The sequence below is a fragment of the Aeromonas sp. 600276 genome (assembly GCF_049175815.1).
GTDB classification, from domain to species: Bacteria; Pseudomonadota; Gammaproteobacteria; order Enterobacterales; family Aeromonadaceae; genus Aeromonas; species Aeromonas dhakensis.
Genome location: NZ_JAAKVU010000001.1, coordinates 277,220 through 294,410, shown reverse-complemented (window position 1 = coordinate 294,410; position 17,191 = coordinate 277,220). Strand labels below are relative to the sequence as shown.

Annotated in this window: 17 protein-coding genes; 9 read left to right on the top strand and 8 right to left on the bottom strand. The window is 65.7% G+C overall.

Going from position 1 to position 17,191, the window contains the following annotated elements:
* Positions 1–4: 4 nt before the first annotated feature.
* From dapF to G5134_RS01380, 4 genes are all read left to right on the top strand, one after another.
* Positions 5–835 carry a diaminopimelate epimerase gene (gene dapF / locus G5134_RS01395; RefSeq protein ID WP_005308255.1) on the top strand — a complete coding sequence of 277 codons (831 nt, stop codon included), beginning with the start codon at positions 5–7 and terminating at the stop codon, positions 833–835.
* Between the two features lie 79 nt (positions 836–914).
* Complete coding sequence (locus tag G5134_RS01390; RefSeq protein ID WP_005308258.1) at positions 915–1,595, top strand: DUF484 family protein; 681 nt, start codon at positions 915–917, stop codon at positions 1,593–1,595.
* Positions 1,588–2,565, top strand: coding sequence for a tyrosine recombinase XerC (gene xerC, locus G5134_RS01385; protein WP_065018403.1), 978 nt, complete (start codon positions 1,588–1,590; stop codon positions 2,563–2,565). Before G5134_RS01390 ends, xerC begins: the two co-directional genes overlap by 8 nt.
* Positions 2,566–2,603: 38 nt before the next feature.
* On the top strand, positions 2,604–3,314 hold the full coding sequence (locus G5134_RS01380; protein ID WP_065018402.1) for an HAD-IA family hydrolase: 711 nt from the start codon (positions 2,604–2,606) through the stop codon (positions 3,312–3,314).
* Positions 3,315–3,412: 98 nt separating this feature from the next.
* Here G5134_RS01380 and G5134_RS01375 read toward each other — a convergent pair whose 3' ends face one another.
* A complete protein-coding gene (locus G5134_RS01375; RefSeq protein ID WP_065018401.1) occupies positions 3,413–3,814 on the bottom strand; it encodes an STY0301 family protein in 402 nt (133 codons plus the stop codon).
* 41 nt (positions 3,815–3,855) lie between these two features.
* Positions 3,856–5,382, bottom strand: a complete 1,527-nt coding sequence (locus G5134_RS01370; RefSeq protein ID WP_054543967.1) for a mechanosensitive ion channel family protein — start codon at positions 5,380–5,382, stop codon at positions 3,856–3,858.
* 115 nt (positions 5,383–5,497) lie between these two features.
* Here G5134_RS01370 and G5134_RS01365 point away from each other — a divergent pair, with 115 nt between their 5' ends.
* Entirely contained in the window at positions 5,498–5,911 is a 414-nt protein-coding gene (locus tag G5134_RS01365; protein WP_065018400.1) for a hypothetical protein, read from the top strand.
* Between the two features lie 9 nt (positions 5,912–5,920).
* Here G5134_RS01365 and G5134_RS01360 read toward each other — a convergent pair whose 3' ends face one another.
* The 3 genes from G5134_RS01360 to G5134_RS01350 form a co-directional block, all read right to left on the bottom strand.
* A complete protein-coding gene (locus G5134_RS01360; RefSeq protein ID WP_054543968.1) occupies positions 5,921–6,691 on the bottom strand; it encodes a gamma-glutamyl-gamma-aminobutyrate hydrolase family protein in 771 nt (256 codons plus the stop codon).
* 361 nt (positions 6,692–7,052) lie between these two features.
* Entirely contained in the window at positions 7,053–7,862 is an 810-nt protein-coding gene (yidA, locus tag G5134_RS01355; protein ID WP_065018399.1) for a sugar-phosphatase, read from the bottom strand.
* A gap of 114 nt (positions 7,863–7,976) precedes the next feature.
* On the bottom strand, positions 7,977–9,647 hold the full coding sequence (locus G5134_RS01350; RefSeq protein ID WP_065018398.1) for a DUF342 domain-containing protein: 1,671 nt from the start codon (positions 9,645–9,647) through the stop codon (positions 7,977–7,979).
* Between the two features lie 249 nt (positions 9,648–9,896).
* Between G5134_RS01350 and G5134_RS01345 the strand changes: the two genes are divergently transcribed.
* The 3 genes from G5134_RS01345 to G5134_RS01335 all read left to right on the top strand — a co-directional run bounded on the left by G5134_RS01345 (position 9,897) and on the right by G5134_RS01335 (position 12,952).
* A complete protein-coding gene (locus G5134_RS01345; protein ID WP_082970161.1) occupies positions 9,897–10,871 on the top strand; it encodes an HlyD family secretion protein in 975 nt (324 codons plus the stop codon).
* The gene (locus tag G5134_RS01340) at positions 10,864–11,793 is read left to right on the top strand and encodes an ABC transporter ATP-binding protein (RefSeq protein ID WP_065018396.1); all 930 of its coding nucleotides are present in this window, start codon (positions 10,864–10,866) and stop codon (positions 11,791–11,793) included. Before G5134_RS01345 ends, G5134_RS01340 begins: the two co-directional genes overlap by 8 nt.
* A 64-nt stretch (positions 11,794–11,857) precedes the next feature.
* Positions 11,858–12,952, top strand: coding sequence for an ABC transporter permease (locus tag G5134_RS01335; protein WP_065018395.1), 1,095 nt, complete (start codon positions 11,858–11,860; stop codon positions 12,950–12,952).
* A gap of 56 nt (positions 12,953–13,008) precedes the next feature.
* On the opposite strand, the gene G5134_RS01330 is transcribed toward G5134_RS01335, so the two are convergent.
* Entirely contained in the window at positions 13,009–14,154 is a 1,146-nt protein-coding gene (locus G5134_RS01330) for a competence/damage-inducible protein A (RefSeq protein WP_211049359.1), read from the bottom strand.
* A gap of 58 nt (positions 14,155–14,212) precedes the next feature.
* On the bottom strand, positions 14,213–15,451 hold the full coding sequence (locus tag G5134_RS01325; RefSeq protein ID WP_005308285.1) for an HD-GYP domain-containing protein: 1,239 nt from the start codon (positions 15,449–15,451) through the stop codon (positions 14,213–14,215).
* Between the two features lie 144 nt (positions 15,452–15,595).
* On the opposite strand from G5134_RS01325, the gene metA reads away from it, so the two are divergent.
* A complete protein-coding gene (gene metA / locus G5134_RS01320; RefSeq protein ID WP_005308287.1) occupies positions 15,596–16,543 on the top strand; it encodes a homoserine O-acetyltransferase MetA in 948 nt (315 codons plus the stop codon).
* Here the strand turns inward: metA and G5134_RS01315 are convergent, their stop codons facing one another.
* Positions 16,544–17,062, bottom strand: a complete 519-nt coding sequence (locus G5134_RS01315; RefSeq protein WP_411587016.1) for a cyclin-dependent kinase inhibitor 3 family protein — start codon at positions 17,060–17,062, stop codon at positions 16,544–16,546. It lies immediately after the preceding gene.
* Between the last annotated feature and the right edge of the window lie 129 nt (positions 17,063–17,191).

The following is a 17,191-nucleotide window of genomic DNA, read 5'->3' as shown; positions in this document are numbered from 1 at the left end:
CACGATGTTGATAGATTTTTCCAAGATGCACGGCCTCGGGAACGACTTCATGGTGGTGGATGGCGTCACCCAGAAGGTGTTTTTCAGCAATGACGTCATCAAGAAGCTGGCGGATCGCCACTTCGGCATCGGCTTCGACCAGCTGCTGCTGGTGGAGCCGCCCTATGATCCCGAGCTCGACTTTCACTACCGCATCTTCAATGCCGATGGCAGCGAGGTGGAGCAGTGCGGCAACGGTGCCCGCTGTTTCGCCCGCTTCGTCCGCCTCAAGGGGCTGATCAACCGGGATCGCATCGCGGTGAGCACGGCGCGCGGTCGCATCGTGCTGCAGCTGGAGGGGGAGAACCAGGTCACGGTCAACATGGGAGTGCCCCAGTTCGAGCCGGGCAAGATCCCGTTTCGGGCCCAGAAGGCGGAAAAAACCTACCTGCTGCGGGCCCAGGAGCATACTGTGATGTGCGGGGCCGTCTCCATGGGCAATCCCCACTGCGTCATCGAGGTGCCCTCGGTGGCCGATGCGCCGGTGGAGACCCTGGGTCCCATCATGGAGCGTCATGAACGCTTTCCCGAGCGGGTCAACGTCGGCTTCATGGAGACGGTCAACGCCAGCGAGATCAAGCTGCGGGTGTTCGAACGCGGGGTGGGCGAGACGCTCGCCTGCGGCACCGGCGCCTGCGCCGCCGTGGTGATCGGCATCAGCCAGGGCAAGCTCAAGGAGCGGGTCACCGTCACCCTGCCGGGGGGCAAGCTGACCATCGCCTGGAAGGGGCCGGGTCAGCCGGTCTACATGACTGGGCCGGCCGAGCATGTGTTTGACGGCCAGATAGAGTTATAGGCACGGGCGGGGAGCCCCCGCACTGCCAAGCACTAATGTCGGGGCCCTTGGCCCCTTTTTCGGATGGACCAACCAAGTTATGAGCGAACTCAAACGGCAGGAACCACTGGTGGATGAAGCCACAGTGCTGGAGTACCTGGCCCGTTATCCCGAGTTTTTCCAGCGCCACGCGGCCATGCTGGACCGGATCCGCATTCCCCATGAACAAAAGGGCGCCATCTCCCTGGTGGAGCGCCAGCTTGACCGCCAGCGCGAACGCATCGAGCAGCTGGAGCAGGAGATCACCGAGCTGATGGGGATCGCCAGCGAGAACGAACGGATCTTCCGGGTCTATGCCGATCTTTACGGCGAGCTGTACGGCTGTCGGAGCCTGTTCGAGGTGAGCGCCGTGATGGGCAAGGCGTTCGTGCAGCGGCTGCGACTGACCGGCCTGCGGCTCTGGCTCAGCCCGAAAAAATTCCAGCTGAGCGGCCCCGAGCAGAAGTTCATGGCGGAGGGCAAACAGCTTGAGCAGTTGCTGGGTCAGCGCCTGCCTGGGCAGGATTATTACTTCGGCCGGCTCAACCAGAGCGAGAAGCAGGCGTTGTTCGGTCACGACGTGCTGGTCAACTCGGTGGCCCTGATGCGGCTCGGCGATCTCGGCGTGCTGGCCTTCGCCAGCTCGGATCCGAGTCACTTCACCCCCCACAACGACACCCTGCTGCTGGGTCAGCTCGGCCGCCTGCTGCAGCTGCGCCTGCCCGAGCTGGCCCGTGGCTAAGACGCCGGCCAGCCCCCCCGCCAAGGCGGCGCCTGCCGCCGAGCCCCTGCCGGCCGCGCTGGCGGGGGAGCTCGCGGCCTTCATCGAATACCTGCGGGTCGAGCGCCAGCTCAGCCCCCACACCCGCAGCAACTACCAGGCCCATCTGGAAGCCATGACCGCCGAGCTGGTGAAGCTCGGGGTCGATGACTGGGCCCGGCTCGAGGCGAGTCAGGTGCGCAGCCTGGTGACCCGGATGCACAAGGCCGGGCTCGCGCCCCGCTCGCTCGCCACCAAGGTCTCCGCCCTGCGCAGCTTCTGTGACTGGCAGGTGCGCCAGGGGCGGCTGGTCGCCAATCCGGCCCGCGGCATCGTCACCCCCAAGCAGGGGCGGCCGCTGCCCAAGAATCTGGACGTGGACGAGATGTACCAGCTGCTCAACATCACCGACGAGCAGGATCCGCTGGCGGTGCGGGATCGCGCCATCATGGAGCTGATGTACTCCTCCGGCCTGCGCCTCGCCGAGCTGGTGGGGCTCAATCTGGCGGACGTGAAGCTCGACGAGCGCCAGCTCAGGGTGACTGGCAAGGGCTCGCGGGAGCGGGTGCTGCCGGTGGGGCGGATGGCGGTGGAGTGGCTGCAAAAATGGCTCAAGCTGCGCCCCCTGCTGGCCGGCGACGAGCAGGAGGCGCTGTTCGTCTCCAAGCGCCGGCAGCGCCTGTCGGCCCGCTCGGTGCAGGAGCGGCTCGACGGCTGGGGCAACAAGCAGGCGCTCAACGCCCATGTCCATCCCCACAAGCTGCGCCACAGCTTCGCCACCCACATGCTGGAGTCCTCCGGCGATCTGCGGGCGGTGCAGGAGCTGCTGGGGCACGCCGATCTCTCCACCACCCAGATCTACACCCACCTCGACTTCCAGCACCTGGCCAAGGTGTATGACAGCGCCCACCCACGGGCGAAGCGGGATCCCGAAACCCCGGACGACGAATGACGGGGGCCGGGTAGTCGGCCCCGACAAGAGGAGAGACCATGCAGTTCTATCGCCGCTGGCAGCCGGTGGCCGCCATCTCGTTTGACCTCGACGACACCCTCTATGACAACGGCCCAGCCATCGAGCGGGCCGAGCAGTGGATGCTGACCTATCTGCGCAGCGAATACTTGGCCACCGCCATGCTGGACAAGCCGCGCTGGCTGGAGCTCAAGCGCAACCTGCTGCTGGAACAACCTGCGCTGCGCGACGACGTCAGCCTGGCGCGCCGGCACGGCATCCAGGCCGCGCTGATGGCCGGAGGCATGGCCGAGACCCGGGCCGCGCAGGAAGCTGAGTCGGTGTTCGCCGCGTTTCTGGCCGAGCGCTCGAAGATCGAGGTAAGCGACCAGACCCATGCCCTGCTGGCCCGGCTGGCGGCACGCTACCCGCTGGCAGTGATCACCAACGGCAACCTGGATCTGGCCCAGGCTGGCCTCGCGGATTACTTCACCCTGGTCTGCAAGGCTGGTCTTGGCAGCAGGATGAAGCCGGCGCCGGACATGTTCGTGCAGGTGCAAAAGGCTCTGGGGCTCGCCCCCGACCGCATTTTGCACGTGGGGGACCACCCGCAGACCGACGTGCTGGGGGCCCGGCTGCACGGCTTCAAGGCCGCCTGGCTCAATGAGCATCAGCAACCCGGAGAGCAGCTGCAACTGTTGCCGGACGTGGAGCTGGCCGCGCTGGGCGAGCTGGCCGACCTGCTGCTCTAGTCAGACCTCAACAGCCGCCAGTTCACAGCCGACATGCATCCCATGTCGACCGCTCATTCACTGCTGGTCGAAACCGTCACACGGTCATGCAGAAGCAGTCACTCGCTGCGGCAAATCAGACCACGGAGATCGTAAGGGGCGGGCTGGTTGACCCGGCAGTAGCCTAGCCCGGCGGGCAGCGCCTGTTGCAGGGTGATGGCGGTCTCCCGGTAGTGGCAGACCAGATAGAAGGGGCGCGGATTGTGGCGATCCAGGCTCCAGTAGTGGATGGCGTGGCTGTCGCCGTTGTCCGGCTTGAGCTGGGCGCGCTCGTCGGGGTCGCCGTCGAACAGGGCCAGGTTCTCCAGCCGGTGGCGAAGAGGCTGGTGCTGCTCCCCCAGCTCGTTGCGGGTGACGGCCTGCCACCCCCGGGTCGTGCCCAGCAGTTGCTGGCGGGTCTCGATGGTGGCGGGGCAGTCAAATTGCAGGGTGGCGCTCAGGGCCAGCGCGGTCAGCAGCATGAAACACGTCTCGAATGGAAAGTATGGGCTCCCATGCTACGTCATCGCCCGCCAAACAGCGCCATCAGTTTGTCCAGCAGATCCCGTGGCGGGGCGATCTGCTTCATGGCCTCCGCCTCCCGCGCCAGCAGCTCCTGCTGCTCCTGCTGACGGGCACTCAACACCTTGTAGAGCGGCTCGAGCAGGGAGCCGCGCTGGGCCACCAGCTCCTGGAACATGGCCTGATTGATGCGATAGGTTTCGACGGTTCCCTGGGCCCGCACCGTGAATGGGCTGGGCTCGCCGGTGAGCAGGCTCAACTCACCGAAAAAGTCGCCGGCATTGAGGGTGCCGAGCGGCAGCTCGCGCCCCTCCACCTCTACCAGCATCTGGGCATCCCCCTTCACCAGCACGAACAGCCAGCCGGAGATCTCCCCCTGGCTCAGCATCCGATCGCCGTTGACGAAGGGGGCGAATTTGACCTGATCCGCCAGCCGCAGCAGCTCCTCCTCCTGCAGCATGGCGAACAGCGGCAGGCGGCGCAGGGTATCGGTCCGCTCGGCGGTATGGCGCTTGTGGCGCTGATCCTTGTGATCCTGATCCGAGGTCATGAAGACGTTGAAGATGGGCGGGGTGAGGCGTCTGTCGTTGCGGCGCAGGGCGGCATCGATCAGGGTGCGCACCGCCGAGTCGGTGGGGTCGTCCACCGCCAGATCGGTGAGCCAGTAGCGCACCGCGTAGCGGGCGATGCCGTTCTCCACGTTCATCAGCAGGCAGTCCGGCTGCGGGCTGGCGGAGACGTTGCGGATGCGGGTCTCCCGCAGTGAGTGTTCCACCAGGGCGATGATCTGGGTGGGCAGGGTGTCCAGAGTGATGTCGAACCAGACCCAGCGGCGCCACTGCAGGGGGGCGTCGCGGCGTCGCCCGAGCACGGTGAAGCGCTGCTTGAGCAGGTGGCTGTTGGGGATCACCACAGTCTCCCAGTTGCGGGTCTCTATGGTGGTGGCGCGCCAGTTGATCTCCACCACCCGGCCCTGGGTGGTCTCTACTTGCAGCCAGTCGCCGATGGCGATGGAGTTGTCGAGCTGGATCGAGACCCCGGCCAGCAGGTTGCCCAGAGTGTCCTGCATGGAGAAGGCGATGACGGCGGTGATGACGGCGGAGGTGGTGACGATCTCGCCGAGGGCCATGCCGGAGGCGTAGAGGCGGAACAGGCACCAACCGATGTAGCCGACCGTGATGACGATGTCGGCGATGATGCGCGGGATGCGGATCTGGCACAGGGGCAGCAGAAACTGGAACAGCAGGATCCCCCAGATCTTCACCAGCACCAGCCCGGCCAGCAGGCTGGAGATCTCCACCAGCCACTGGCGGGGCAGGGGCAGGCGAAACCAGCCGCCTTCTAGCTGGATCAGCAGGATCACCACCAGGCTTATCATCACGAAGCCCAGCTCGCTCACCAGCTCACGGCGGCGACCCGGGCTGCGCAGGAAATGGGTGAAGAGCAGGAACAGGGTCAGCAGGGTCCAGAACGGGTGGTCGCCAATCCACAGCATGGTAGGTAGCGCAACGAGGTTATCGCCAAACATAGCAGCCCCTTATCATTGGTTATTTCCAGCATAGTTGGTTTCAATCCGCTAAATGGGTGCGGGGTCGAGGCAATTTCTTTATGCTGGGCACCTGTCTGACAAGGGAGTGGAGCGCGTGCGCAAGTGGAGCAAGGTGGCCTGGATTGCCGGGGCCTGGCTGCTGGTGGGTTGTGATCAGCTGGCCGACAAGTATCGGGTCGAGTTTCGTGATGGATCCTGGCGCGAGATCGCCATCACCCCCTTTTCAGACGAGGCGCGCTGGCGCGAGGGGTGCGCCACCGGCGAGGTGCTGAGCGACATGACGCTGCCGCTCAAGCGCGGCAAGATGGTCAACGGCCGCGAGCAATTGCTGATCGGCGGCGAGCTGTTCGAGCTGGACGACAACGCCCTCTACCGCAGCAACGGCATGGTGTTTGGCCACACGCCGGATCACATCCAGCGCGGGCTCAAGGGAATGGATGTGTGCCGTACCCTGCGCCCGTCTCGCGGTGCGCTGCCCAAGCTCAAGGCGCGCGGGTTCGGCGACTAGCCGGCGTCGTCAGACGCCGGTCAGGCGGGCCCGGCAGGCGTCGCCAAAAGCCTCGAAGATCTTGATGGAGTGAAGGTTCTGACTCGCCTTCCACTCCGGATGCCACTGCACCGCCAGCAGGAAGGGGGAGAGGGAGGGGGCGTGGATCGCCTCGATCAGCCCGTCTTCGGCATGGGCCAGCGGCACCAGCCCCTTGGCCAGGGTCTTGATCCCCTGCCCATGCAGCGAGTTGACCGGGATCGACGGCTGTCCCATCAGCTCCGCCAGCCAGCTGCCCGGCACCAGTGTCACCTGATGGCTCTCACCATACTGGTCGTCCACCGGATCGTCCGCATCCTCCCGATGATCGTCATAACCCGGCTCGCTGTAGACCTTCTGGTGGATGTCTCCCCCCAGCGCCACGTTGATCTCCTGCATGCCGCGGCAGATGCCGAGGATCGGCAGACCGCGGTCGAGGGCGGCGCGAACCAGCGCCATGTCGAACAGATCCCTGTCTCTGTCTTGCTGCTTCTCCGGGGTGAGGTTCTCCTGGCCGTAGAGGGTTGGATCTATGTTGGATCCGGCGCCGCTCAGATAGACCCCATCCGCCAGATCCAGATATTGCGCCAGATCCTCGGTGCCGCAGCAGGTGGGCACCAGCAGGGGGACGCAGCCGCTGATCTCTACCAGCGGTTGAATGTATTTGTGGGTCATCACCTGATAGGCGTGCCCATTGCGGGGCTGGGCGCCCATGGTCATCAGTACGACGGGTTTACGCGGGGTGTGGGTGCTGCGAGTCATGATTCACCTTGGCTGTCCTTAGCGGTCCTGCGCCTTGGGCAGACCCTTGCCGGCGCAAGGGCATGCCTCAAGGCATGGTCGTGGGATCGGGGTCGTGCCGCAGTGCCAGAATCGTCGGTCAGCCTGGGCAACGACAGCCTGGATCCTGATCCCAGTCTGCCAAGGCCGTTCAATATGTCAAACGAAATGATGCCAAAATGTTAAATATATTCTGCGCTCGGCTGGCTTGAGTCCCATTAAAAGGGGGCTTTAGCGAAGGGGAAGCGAGGGGAGGGTATTGTTGTGGTGGATATATTAAACATGTGGCCCCGTAGCCAGACAGACCCGGACAGCAAAAGGGGCCCGCAGGCCCCTTGTCGCGTCAGGCGTTCAGGATGAAACGCTCGATCACCTGGGCGACCCCGTCTTCATCGTTGCGCCCCGTGGTGTGCTGGGCCAGCGCCTTGATGTCGTCGGTGGCGTTACCCATGGCCACCCCCAGCCCGGCGTACTCGATCATGTGGTGATCGTTGCCTGCATCCCCCACCGCGATGACCTGGGAGGCATCCAGCCCCAGGTGCTCGGCCAGGGCGGCGACGCCGGTCCCCTTGTTGCTCCGCTTGTTCATGAACTCGAGGAAGTAGGGGGCGCTGCGCACCACGGTATAGCGCTGGTAGAGCTCGGCCGGCAGCTTGGCGATGGCGGGGGAGAGCAGCGGCTCGGGATCGATCATCATCACCTTGAGGATCTGCTCGTCGGCGGGCAGGGTGGCGAAGTCCAGCAGCTTGATGGGCATGCCGATGAGGCGGGATTCGTGCTCGGTGTAGGGGCTGACCCTGGGGCTGATGAGCCCCTGGCTGACCGAGAAGCCGTGCACGTTGACGCCCAGCTCGTCGGCCAGGGCGGCGATGGCGCTGGCGTCGCTGCCGGTGAGCAGCTGGCTGCGGATGATACGCTGATCGGCCACCTGCTGCACCAGGGCGCCGTTGTAGCAGATGACGTAGTCATCCTGGCCGGTGAGGCCGAGCTCGGCCAGATAGCGGCTCATCCCCTCCAGCGGGCGGCCGGAGGCCAGCACGACCGTGACTCCCCTGGCGCGGGCGGCGGCGATGGCCGCATAGGTGCGGGGGGAAATCTGGCCCTGGGAGTTCAACAGGGTGCCATCCATATCCAATGCGATCAGCTTGTACATCTCTCACTATCCTGCAGTCTGGCTGGCCCGCACTATGGGGCCAATGGGAGAGGGAGTGTAGCGAAATTCACCGTCCGGATCACGGCCGGAGGTGTACGACGGGGGCGGCGGCGCTCACTTGTGGGGTTCGTAAGGGGTCAGCTGCAGCAGATCCTCGCGGATGGCGAAGTGGATGGGGCCGTGCTCTATGTCGACCCGGTAGTGGTGGTGGGCCATCTCCACCTCGACCCCGGGGAAGGCGTGCTGGGTGGCGATGATGTCCATCTCCGCCATCAGTTTCTGCAGCTCCTCCTGCGCCGCCTCCAGCTGCTCGTCGAGCTGCTTGCTCTCCTCGAGGCGCTGGACCCGGATCAGTTTGATCTTCTGCAGGGTCTGGGGATTACGCTTGTCGCTCGGCAGCTGCAAGAGCTTGAGCAGCAGGTCCTGCAACTTGTCCAGCTGCTCCCGGCACTCCTGCTTGCGCTGGCGCAGCGCCTGCTCCTGCTCCTTGTGGGTGAAGTAGCCACCGAGGATCTGCAGCCGGGTCTGGTTGTGGGCCGAGGCCCCCAGGATCGGCGCCATGATGAGGCGGTTGGCGATGCTGATGCCCCCCAGCAGGTGGCCCTTGCGCATGGCGCTGTCACCCACCTTGAGGTCCTGGCCGCTGCGGCTGTAGCTGTGGCTGAGCTGGGTCAGGACGTGGATGTCGCCGCCAGCCTCCAGCTTGGCGTACTGGGCATAGCTGGCGTGGATCTCCCCCTGGGCGTTGAGGTGGCAGAGGAACTCGTCACTCTGTTCCAGCTTGCGGCCAATGACACCGTTGCGCACCGTGATGGTGCCACCCGATTCGATGTAGCCCCCCTCCACGAAGCCGCCGATCACCACGTCGCCGCTGGTCTTGACCTTCATGCCGGGGGTGACGTCCCCCGCCACGATCAGCGCCCCTTCGAAGATGATGTGGCCATGGCGGATATCCACCTGCTTGACGCTCAGCACATCGTCCACCTTCATGCCGCTCTTCTCTTGGCGCGGCAGGCCCGGGCGGCTGGCCAACAGCAGATTGGGGTCATCCGGCGAGATGAAGGTGCCTTCGCCGGCCACCATGGGGCTCTCCTTGCCATGTTTGGCGGGCAGCTCCTGGCCGGTGACGGTGAAGCCCGGCACGCCGGTGGTGGCCGGGTGGCGGCGCATCAGCTGGGCACCGGCCTTGACGGTGAGCATGGTGCCGAGGTCGCGCATGTCGACCCGGCCGTGATCCAGCTCCTGGGGCTTGAGAATGCGCTCGGCCGGGGTCTCCACCAGCCGCTCGAAGCGGGTGTCCTGACCGTTGACGGCGGCCTTGCCCTGCGCCACCGGCAACCTGAGCAGGGTGCCTGGCGTCGCCTCCTTGGCCGCCAGCACGGCGGCGGCGATGAGCTGGGGCTGCACCCCCTGCTTGATCTCGCTGGCCTGGATCGCCTGCTCCAGCTGCTCGCTGGTGAGGTATTTGCCGCCCCAGTCGGCGGTGATCTGGGCGGTGGCGCTCATCCGATCCTTCTCCACCAGCAGCAGGACGCTGGCATCGTGGCGCTGGGCGATGGGCACCGGGTTGCCGGGCAGGGGGGCGGCCGGATCATTGAACAGGGTGTTGAGCAGGCTGATGGCCTGCTTGATCCCCTCCGCCAGCGGCTGATAGCGGCGGCAGTTGGAGGCCAGCAGCAGGGCCTGGATATCGTTTTCCGAGATGGGTTTGGTCAGCCCCGGCGCGATGCGCAGGCAGGCGTATTCCATATCGGCTGACAACAGTAACCACTCTGTGCTTAACACCGGATCCCTTCCCTCGCTGGCATCCCTGTCGGGACGGCTGCCTGTTTCCAGTTAATCGGCATCTTGTTAAAAATGCTGATGATCAACATAGTGCTGGTCTGCAGTATCCAGACATTTCTCCTTTTTGGTCAATGAGCTAAGCACAAATGGGTGAACTGGAGCGAGGAAATGAAAAGTAACAGCGAGTATGCTGACGGCACCGGGAGTCCGTCTGCAGGCCACCACTGGCCGTCGCCCACCGCGAAAGGAGTGTCAACCTTGCGTCATTGTCTGCTGCCTCTGGCCCTGACGGGCCTGCTCAGTGCCTGCCAGCCGCAGGCCCCCGCCACCGCCCTCGGCACCCTGGAGCGGGATCGGGTGCTGCTCACCGCCACCGCTGGCGAGATCATCCGCGCCCTGCCGGTGGCAGAGGGCAGCCAGGTGCAGGAGGGCACCCTGCTGGCCCGCCTTGATGACAGGCGCCAGCAGGCGGTGCTGGCCCAGGCGCGGGCGCGGGAGGCCCAGGCACGGGCCGCCCTCGCCCGGTTGACCAATGGCGAGCGGCCGGAAGACATCGCTGCCGCCCGGGCCAGCCTCGACAAGGCGCAGGCCGCCGTCAGGGAGAGCGAGCGCAACTTCGAGCGCGTCGACCGGCTGGTGCGCCAGAAGCTGGTGAGCCCGGCGGATCTCGACAAGGCCCGCGCCCAGCGCGACAGCGCCCTGGCCGAGCAGGACGGCGCGCGCCAGCAGCTCGACAAGCTGACGCGGGGCGTGCGGCGTGAAGATATCGACGAGGCGCAGGCCGCCCTGCAGGCCGCCACCGCCGAGGTGGCGCTGGCCGAACGGGAGCTGGCGGATCTCTCCATCGTCGCCACCCGCAGCGGCCGGCTCGACAGCCTGCCCTATCACCTCGGCGAGCGGGTGGCGGTCGGTGCCGTGCTGGCTGCGATCCAGGCGGACCAGGCCCCCTATGCCCGGGTCTATGTGCCCGAGCCCTCCCTCGCCGGCTATGGCGTCGGCAATTCTGTATTGGTACGAGTGGACGGGGTGACCGAGCCCTTCACCGGTCGGCTGCGCTGGATCTCGAAAGAACCGGCCTTTACCCCCTATTACGCCCTCAATGAGCGGGATCGGGCCCGGCTGGTCTACCTGGCGGAGATCGATCTGCCGGCGACGGCGCAGGATCTGCCGAGCGGTCTGCCGCTGCAGGCCGAGCCTGCCGGTGCAGGGGCCGGCCATGAGTGAGCTGGCGATCCGGGCAGAGGGAGTTAGCCGCCGTTTCGGCCAGTTTCTGGCGGTGGACGGGCTGGATCTCTGCGTGCCCAAGGGGCAGATCCACGGCTTTCTCGGCCCCAACGGCTGCGGCAAGTCCACCACCCTGCGCATGCTGACCGGCCTGCTCACCCCTTCGGCGGGGGAGGTGGAAGTGCTGGGGCTGAGCATCCCCCGCGAGGCCGAGACCCTGCGCCGGCGGATCGGCTACATGACCCAGAAGTTCTCCCTCTATGACGAACTGACCTGCTGGGAGAACCTGGAGTTCATGGGGCGGATCCACGGTCTGGGGGGCGCCGGGCTGGCCGCCCGCCTGCACGAGCTGCTCGCCACCTATGAGCTGGCGCCGCTGGCGCGGCAGCGGGCCGGTGCCATGAGCGGCGGCCAGAAGCAGCGGTTGGCGCTGGCGGCGGCGGTGATCCACCAGCCGGCGCTGCTGCTGCTCGATGAGCCCACCTCGGCGGTGGACCCGCAGAACCGGCGCGATTTCTGGGAGAAGCTGTTCGACCTGAGCGAAGAGGGCACCACCATTTTGGTCACCACCCACTACATGGACGAGGCGGAGCGCTGCCACCAGCTGGCCATCATGGAGGCGGGCCGGGTGCGGGCCCAGGGGGCGCCACAGGCGCTGATGGATGCCATGAGCACCCGGGTGGTGGAGGTGCAGGCTGCCGATCTGCGGCTGCTCAAGCAGCAACTGGTGCAGCTGGCGCCGGTGCGCTCCGCCGCCCAGCTCGGCCAGCGCCTGCGGGTGCTGGTGGACAAGGAGCTGGCGGAGCCGGTGGCCTGGCTGCAGCAGGCCTGTCCGGCGCTGGCTGGTGCCACCTTGGCGCTGGTCAGGCCGAGCCTCGAGGATGTGTTCGTCAGCTGCACCGGTCAGGAGCCGAGGGCATGAACGGCTGGCAAGGGCTCTGGGCCATGACCCGGCAAGTACTTCGCCAGCCTGCAGGAGCGAATCGATGAACAGTCTGCGACGGCTCTTGGCCATTACCCAGAAAGAACTGCGCCAGCTGGCCAGAGACAGACTGACCTTTGGCATGGTAGTGATGATCCCGTTGATCCAGCTGCTGCTGTTCGGCTACGCCATCAACACCGACGTGCGCCAGATCCCGGTGGGACTGGTCGACATGAGCCAGACCGTGCCGGGCCGGCTGCTGGTGGAGGCGGTGAAGGCGAGCCAGGTGGTGCACATCAAGCAGCAATATGTCGGGGTGCAGCAGGCCGAGGCGGCGCTGACCCGGGGCGAAGTGCGCGCCGTGCTGGTGCTGCCCGCCGACCTGAGTCGTCGGCTCAGCGCCGGCGAGACGGCGGGTCAGTGGCTGGTGGATGGCTCGGATACCATGATCGCCGGCGCCCTGCTCGGCCTTCGCAACATGCCGCTCTCCGATCTGAAACCCGACCTCAAGCCGGTACCGCCCACCTTCGAGACCGTGCTCTACTTCAACCCGGCGCGCCGCTCGGCGGTCAACATAGTGCCCGGCCTGCTCGGGGTGATCCTCACCATGACCATGATCATGTTCACCTCGGCGGCCATAGTGCGGGAGCGGGAGCGCGGCAATCTGGAGCTGCTCATCACCACCCCGGTCAGCTCGATGGAGCTGATGCTGGGCAAGATCCTGCCCTATATCGGGGTGGGGCTGATCCAGGTGGCCATCATCCTTGGCCTCGGCCACTTCATCTTCGCGGTGCCCATCAACGGCGCCCTGAGCCAGGTGCTGCTGGCGACCCTGCTGTTCATCGCCGCCAGTCTGACCCTGGGGCTGCTCATCTCCACCCTGGCGCAGACCCAGCTGCAGGCGATGCAGATGACGGTGTTCATCCTGCTGCCCTCGATCCTGCTGTCGGGCTTCATGTTCCCCTACGAGGGGATGCCGCTGCCGGCCCAGTGGATTGCCGAGGTGCTGCCGGCCACCCACTTCATGCGGCTGATCCGGGGCATAGTGCTGCGCGGTGGCGAGCTTTCCGAGCTGCTGCCGGACGTGCTCTGGCTGGCGGGTTTCACCCTGCTGGTGCTGACCCTGGCCGCCCATCGCTTCAAGAAGAGTCTGGATTGATGCCCCGCGAGGGGTGAGAGCCTGGCTGCCGGCTGCCGGCTGCCGGCTGCTGGCTGTTAACGGCTGGCGGTGCGGGTCAGGGTACGGTAGTCGCCGAGCACTGGCAGCCCCAGCAGGTGGCGGCGCAGCATGTCGAGGGCGGCGAAGGCGAGGATCCGGCGGCCGCTGTCGGGATCCGGGTGGCTGACCTTGAGGGTCTGGCCGTGCAGTTGCCCGCCGGCGCAAAGCAGCAGCGGCACGCCGTCCGGGCCTGCCCGGCCCAAGGTCAGGCTCAAAGGGGCCGCAGGCGCCGCCAGTTGCATCAGGTCACTGCTCAGGGTGTGGCTGAAGCCGGCCGCCAGGGCCGGGTGCTCGTGACACATGGCCAGCAGGGCGCCCCGGCTCTCCCCCTCCAGCAGCGTCAGCGCTCTCTCTCCCAACAGATCCAGGATCTGCCGCGCCGGTTCCTCGTCGCCCCGTCCCACCAGCCAGGGCTCGATGGCCGCAAGCAGCCGTGCCTCGGCGGCGTCCATGTCCGCCGTGCTGGCACCGTGGCCGATGAGCTTGAGCTCGATGAGCGGCATGGAGGAGCGGTAGCCCAGCTCGATGCCGGCGGGCCAGGGGGCGGCATCCAGCATGTCGCTGAGGGCCGACTCCGAGACGCCAAACGTGTAGAAGCGACGCAGCTCGGTGTCGGTCTGCGCGCCAGCCAGCGCCTTGAGGCGCGGCAAGATCTGTTCGCGCACCATCTGCTTGAACTCGAACGGCACGCCCGGGGTGAAGAAGAGCCGGCTTGGGCCCGCCTGCACCAGGAAGCCACAGGCGGTGCCCACCGGGTTGTCGAGGATCTCGCACCCCTGCGGCAGCCAGGCCTGCTTGGCGTTGCTGGCGGGCATGGGTCGGCCACGGCTGGCGTAGCGCGCTTCGATAGTGGCGAGCCAGTCAGGGAACAGGGTGAGCTGCTGGTCGAAGGCCTCGGCCGCCGCCTGGGCGGTGAGGTCGTCGGCGGTGGGGCCGAGCCCGCCGCACACCAGCACCACCTCGGCGCGGGCGGCACTCTCTTGCAGCACGGCTTTCAAATCGGCGAGGTTGTCCCCCACGGTGACGCGGCGGCGCACCTGCCAGCCCTGCTCCAGCAGGAGGGCACTGAGCCAGGCGGCGTTGGTGTCCACCACCAGGCCCGTCACTATCTCGTCGCCGGTGCTGATGATTTCGATGCGCATGAAGGGCTCCTCGGGGCTGGCGGTGGGGCTGGGCCGGCCACCTGGGTGGCCGGGTCAATCAGGGCTTGTTGTGTTCGAAGTAGTAGCTGATGCGGGTGCGTGGGTTGAGGTACTCAAACACCGCCGGCGGCAGCCGCTTGGGATGGATCACCTTGGCGATGGAGAGCTCGGCCTGCTGCAGATCGATGATGGCCGCCTCCTGGCGCGGAATGCGCGGATCGTACACCAGCACCGAGGGGTAGAGCAGGCGGGAGGTGTTGACCGACATCACCAGCCCCACCTGCCCGTTGGAGAGCTGCACCACGCTGCCCGGCGGGTAGATCCCCATCAGCCGGATCAGCATGCCGAGGTAGTCCGGGTTGAACTGGGCCTTGCGCTGCTTGTAGAGGCCGCTCAGGGCCGAGTAGGGCACCTTGGCCTGCATGTGGCAGAGGTTATCGTACTCGTTGATCAGCGAGACTATCTGGGTCAGCGGGTCGAGCTGCCCCTTCTTGAGCCCCTCCGGCCCGCTGCCGTCCAGGTATTCGTGGTGGTGCAGCACTATCCCCTTTGCCTCGGCCGGGAAGTCCTTGGCCAGGTTGAGCAGATCCAGCCCGTAGCGCGGGTGCTGGGCCATCAGGTTGCGCTCGGGCTTGGTCAGCGGCTCGGTCTTGCGCAGGATCTGGCTCGGGATCTTCAGCTTGCCGATGTCGTGGAACAGGGCCCCCATGCCGACCCGGCGGATTTCGTCGGCCGACATGTTGCACTCCTTGGCCAGCAGCATGCTGAGCACGCTGACGTTGAGGGAGTGGAAGTAGAGGTTGTTGCCATCCTCGCTGTCGGAGACCAGGTGCAACACCATCTCGTCCACCGACAGCAGCTGCTCGGTCATGGCGTTGATCAGCTCCTGCGCCTCGCCGATGGCGTTGAGGGGGCGGGACTGGATCTTGCCCATCACGTTGCGCACCTGGGCCAGCGACTGCTGGAACTGCTTCTCGCACTGCTGCAGGTCGCGGCGGTACTGCTGCAACTGCTCGATGCGGCGCTCCTTCTCCTGCTGCATCTCGGCCTGACGCTGGGCCGTGTCTGGCGCCTCCTGCGGCTGGGCCTGAACCTGGTTCAGCGGCTTGGGCGGGGCGTCGCTCTTGTCCGGGATGATGGTCACGAGCTTGAGACCGAGCCGGCGAATGAGCTCGATCTCCTCTTCGTTCTTGAGTTTGAAGCTGGAAAACAGGAAGGGGTGTTCGCGCCAGCCAAGTGGCAGAGAGACGTAATTGCCGACTTGCAGCCGGTCTACTGAAATCTTGATACCTGTCATTGTCTTGGATGCGAGAGACACATTGAGCCGTATGCTAGTCAAAGGTGGGGGTGAATACAAAAGGTATCTGATGACAGGGTAGTCGCTTTATTATAGGCTTCTGGATGTCCAGACATATTTACCGATGCAGTACAGGGAGTAAGCATGCCGATCAAGATCCCGGATCAGTTACCCGCCGCCGAAGTGCTGGGGCAGGAGAACATCTTCGTGATGACGGAGTCCCGGGCCGTCACCCAGAACATTCGCCCGCTGCGGGTGCTCATCCTCAACCTGATGCCCAAGAAGATAGAGACCGAGATCCAGCTGATGCGGATGCTCTCCAACTCGCCGTTGCAGGTGGACGTGGATCTGCTGCGCATCGACGATCGGGAGTCGAAGAACACCCCCCAGGCACACCTGGAAAACTTCTATCACGACTTCGAACAGGTGCGGGGCAACAACTACGACGGCATGATCATCACCGGGGCGCCGCTCGGGCTGGTGGAGTTCGAGGAGGTGGTCTACTGGCCGCGTGTCGTCGAGATCATCGAGTGGTCCCATCAGCACGTCACCTCCACCCTGTTTCTCTGCTGGGCGGTGCAGGCGGCGCTGAAGGCTCTGTACGGCATGGAGAAGCAGACCCACGGCGAGAAGCTCTCCGGGGTCTATCGTCACCACCGGCTCGATGAACACGAGCCGCTGCTGCGCGGTTTCGATGACGAGTTTGTGGCGCCTCACTCCCGTTATGCGGCGTTTGACGGAGATCTTATCCGTGCCAACACAGATCTGCAGATTTTTGCCGAATCGGCAGAGGCGGGTGTCTATCTGGCGGCCACCAAGGATTGTCGCCAGGTGTTCGTCACCGGCCATCCCGAATACGACGCGCTGACCCTGGATGGCGAGTATCAGCGGGATCTGGCCGCCGGGCTTGAGCCCGTCATTCCGGTCAACTACTACCCGAACAACGACCCGAGCCAGACCCCGCGCGCCAGCTGGCGCAGCCACGGCCACCTGCTGTTTGCCAACTGGCTCAACTACTACGTCTACCAGCTCACCAGCTATCGGGTGGAGGATATCGGCAAGGTCTTCACCTACGACCAGGGTGGCAAGTAATCAGGCGTACTGATCCAGCCGCTCGGCCAGCTGGTCGAGCCATTGGCGGTGGCAGGCCAGGGCGAACGCCTTGGGTCTGTGAGCCTTGATGGCGGCCATCGCCTCCTGTCGGTGCTGGCCCAGGCTCATCAGCAGGGCGGCGGCCACCAGCCCGGTGCGACCGCTGCCGCCCTTGCAGTGGATGGCCAGGTGCTGCCCCTCGCGCAGCAGGGCCAGTAGCTGCGGCAGCGTCTGTTGCCAGGCGAGCTCGAAGGTGGCGTCGGGGGCCTGGTCATCCTCGATGGGCAGGTGAAACCAGCGCAATCCCTCGCGCTCGACCGTCTCGCCCAAGTGGGCCAGCTCGAGGCGAGCCAGTTCGGCGTCAGTCATCAGCGTGATGACGGCGCGGGCGCCGGCCAGCCTGAGCTGATCGAGGACCAGCGGCAACGCGACCTGCTGGGTGCCGGGGCAGGGGGTCAGCAGCAGCTGGCCGTCGAGGCGCGGCACCTCCTGGCTCCAGAAGGGGTGGGAGGGGTGCATGAAGCTCCTTATGAAGCCAGTGACGGCGGGCGTGAACCGGTTTTTGAGTGCGCCAAAGCATAGGGGGCGCGGCCCCGATGTCAATCTGCGTTGTGTTCAGCCCGGTTTACGGGCAGAGTCTAAAAAATT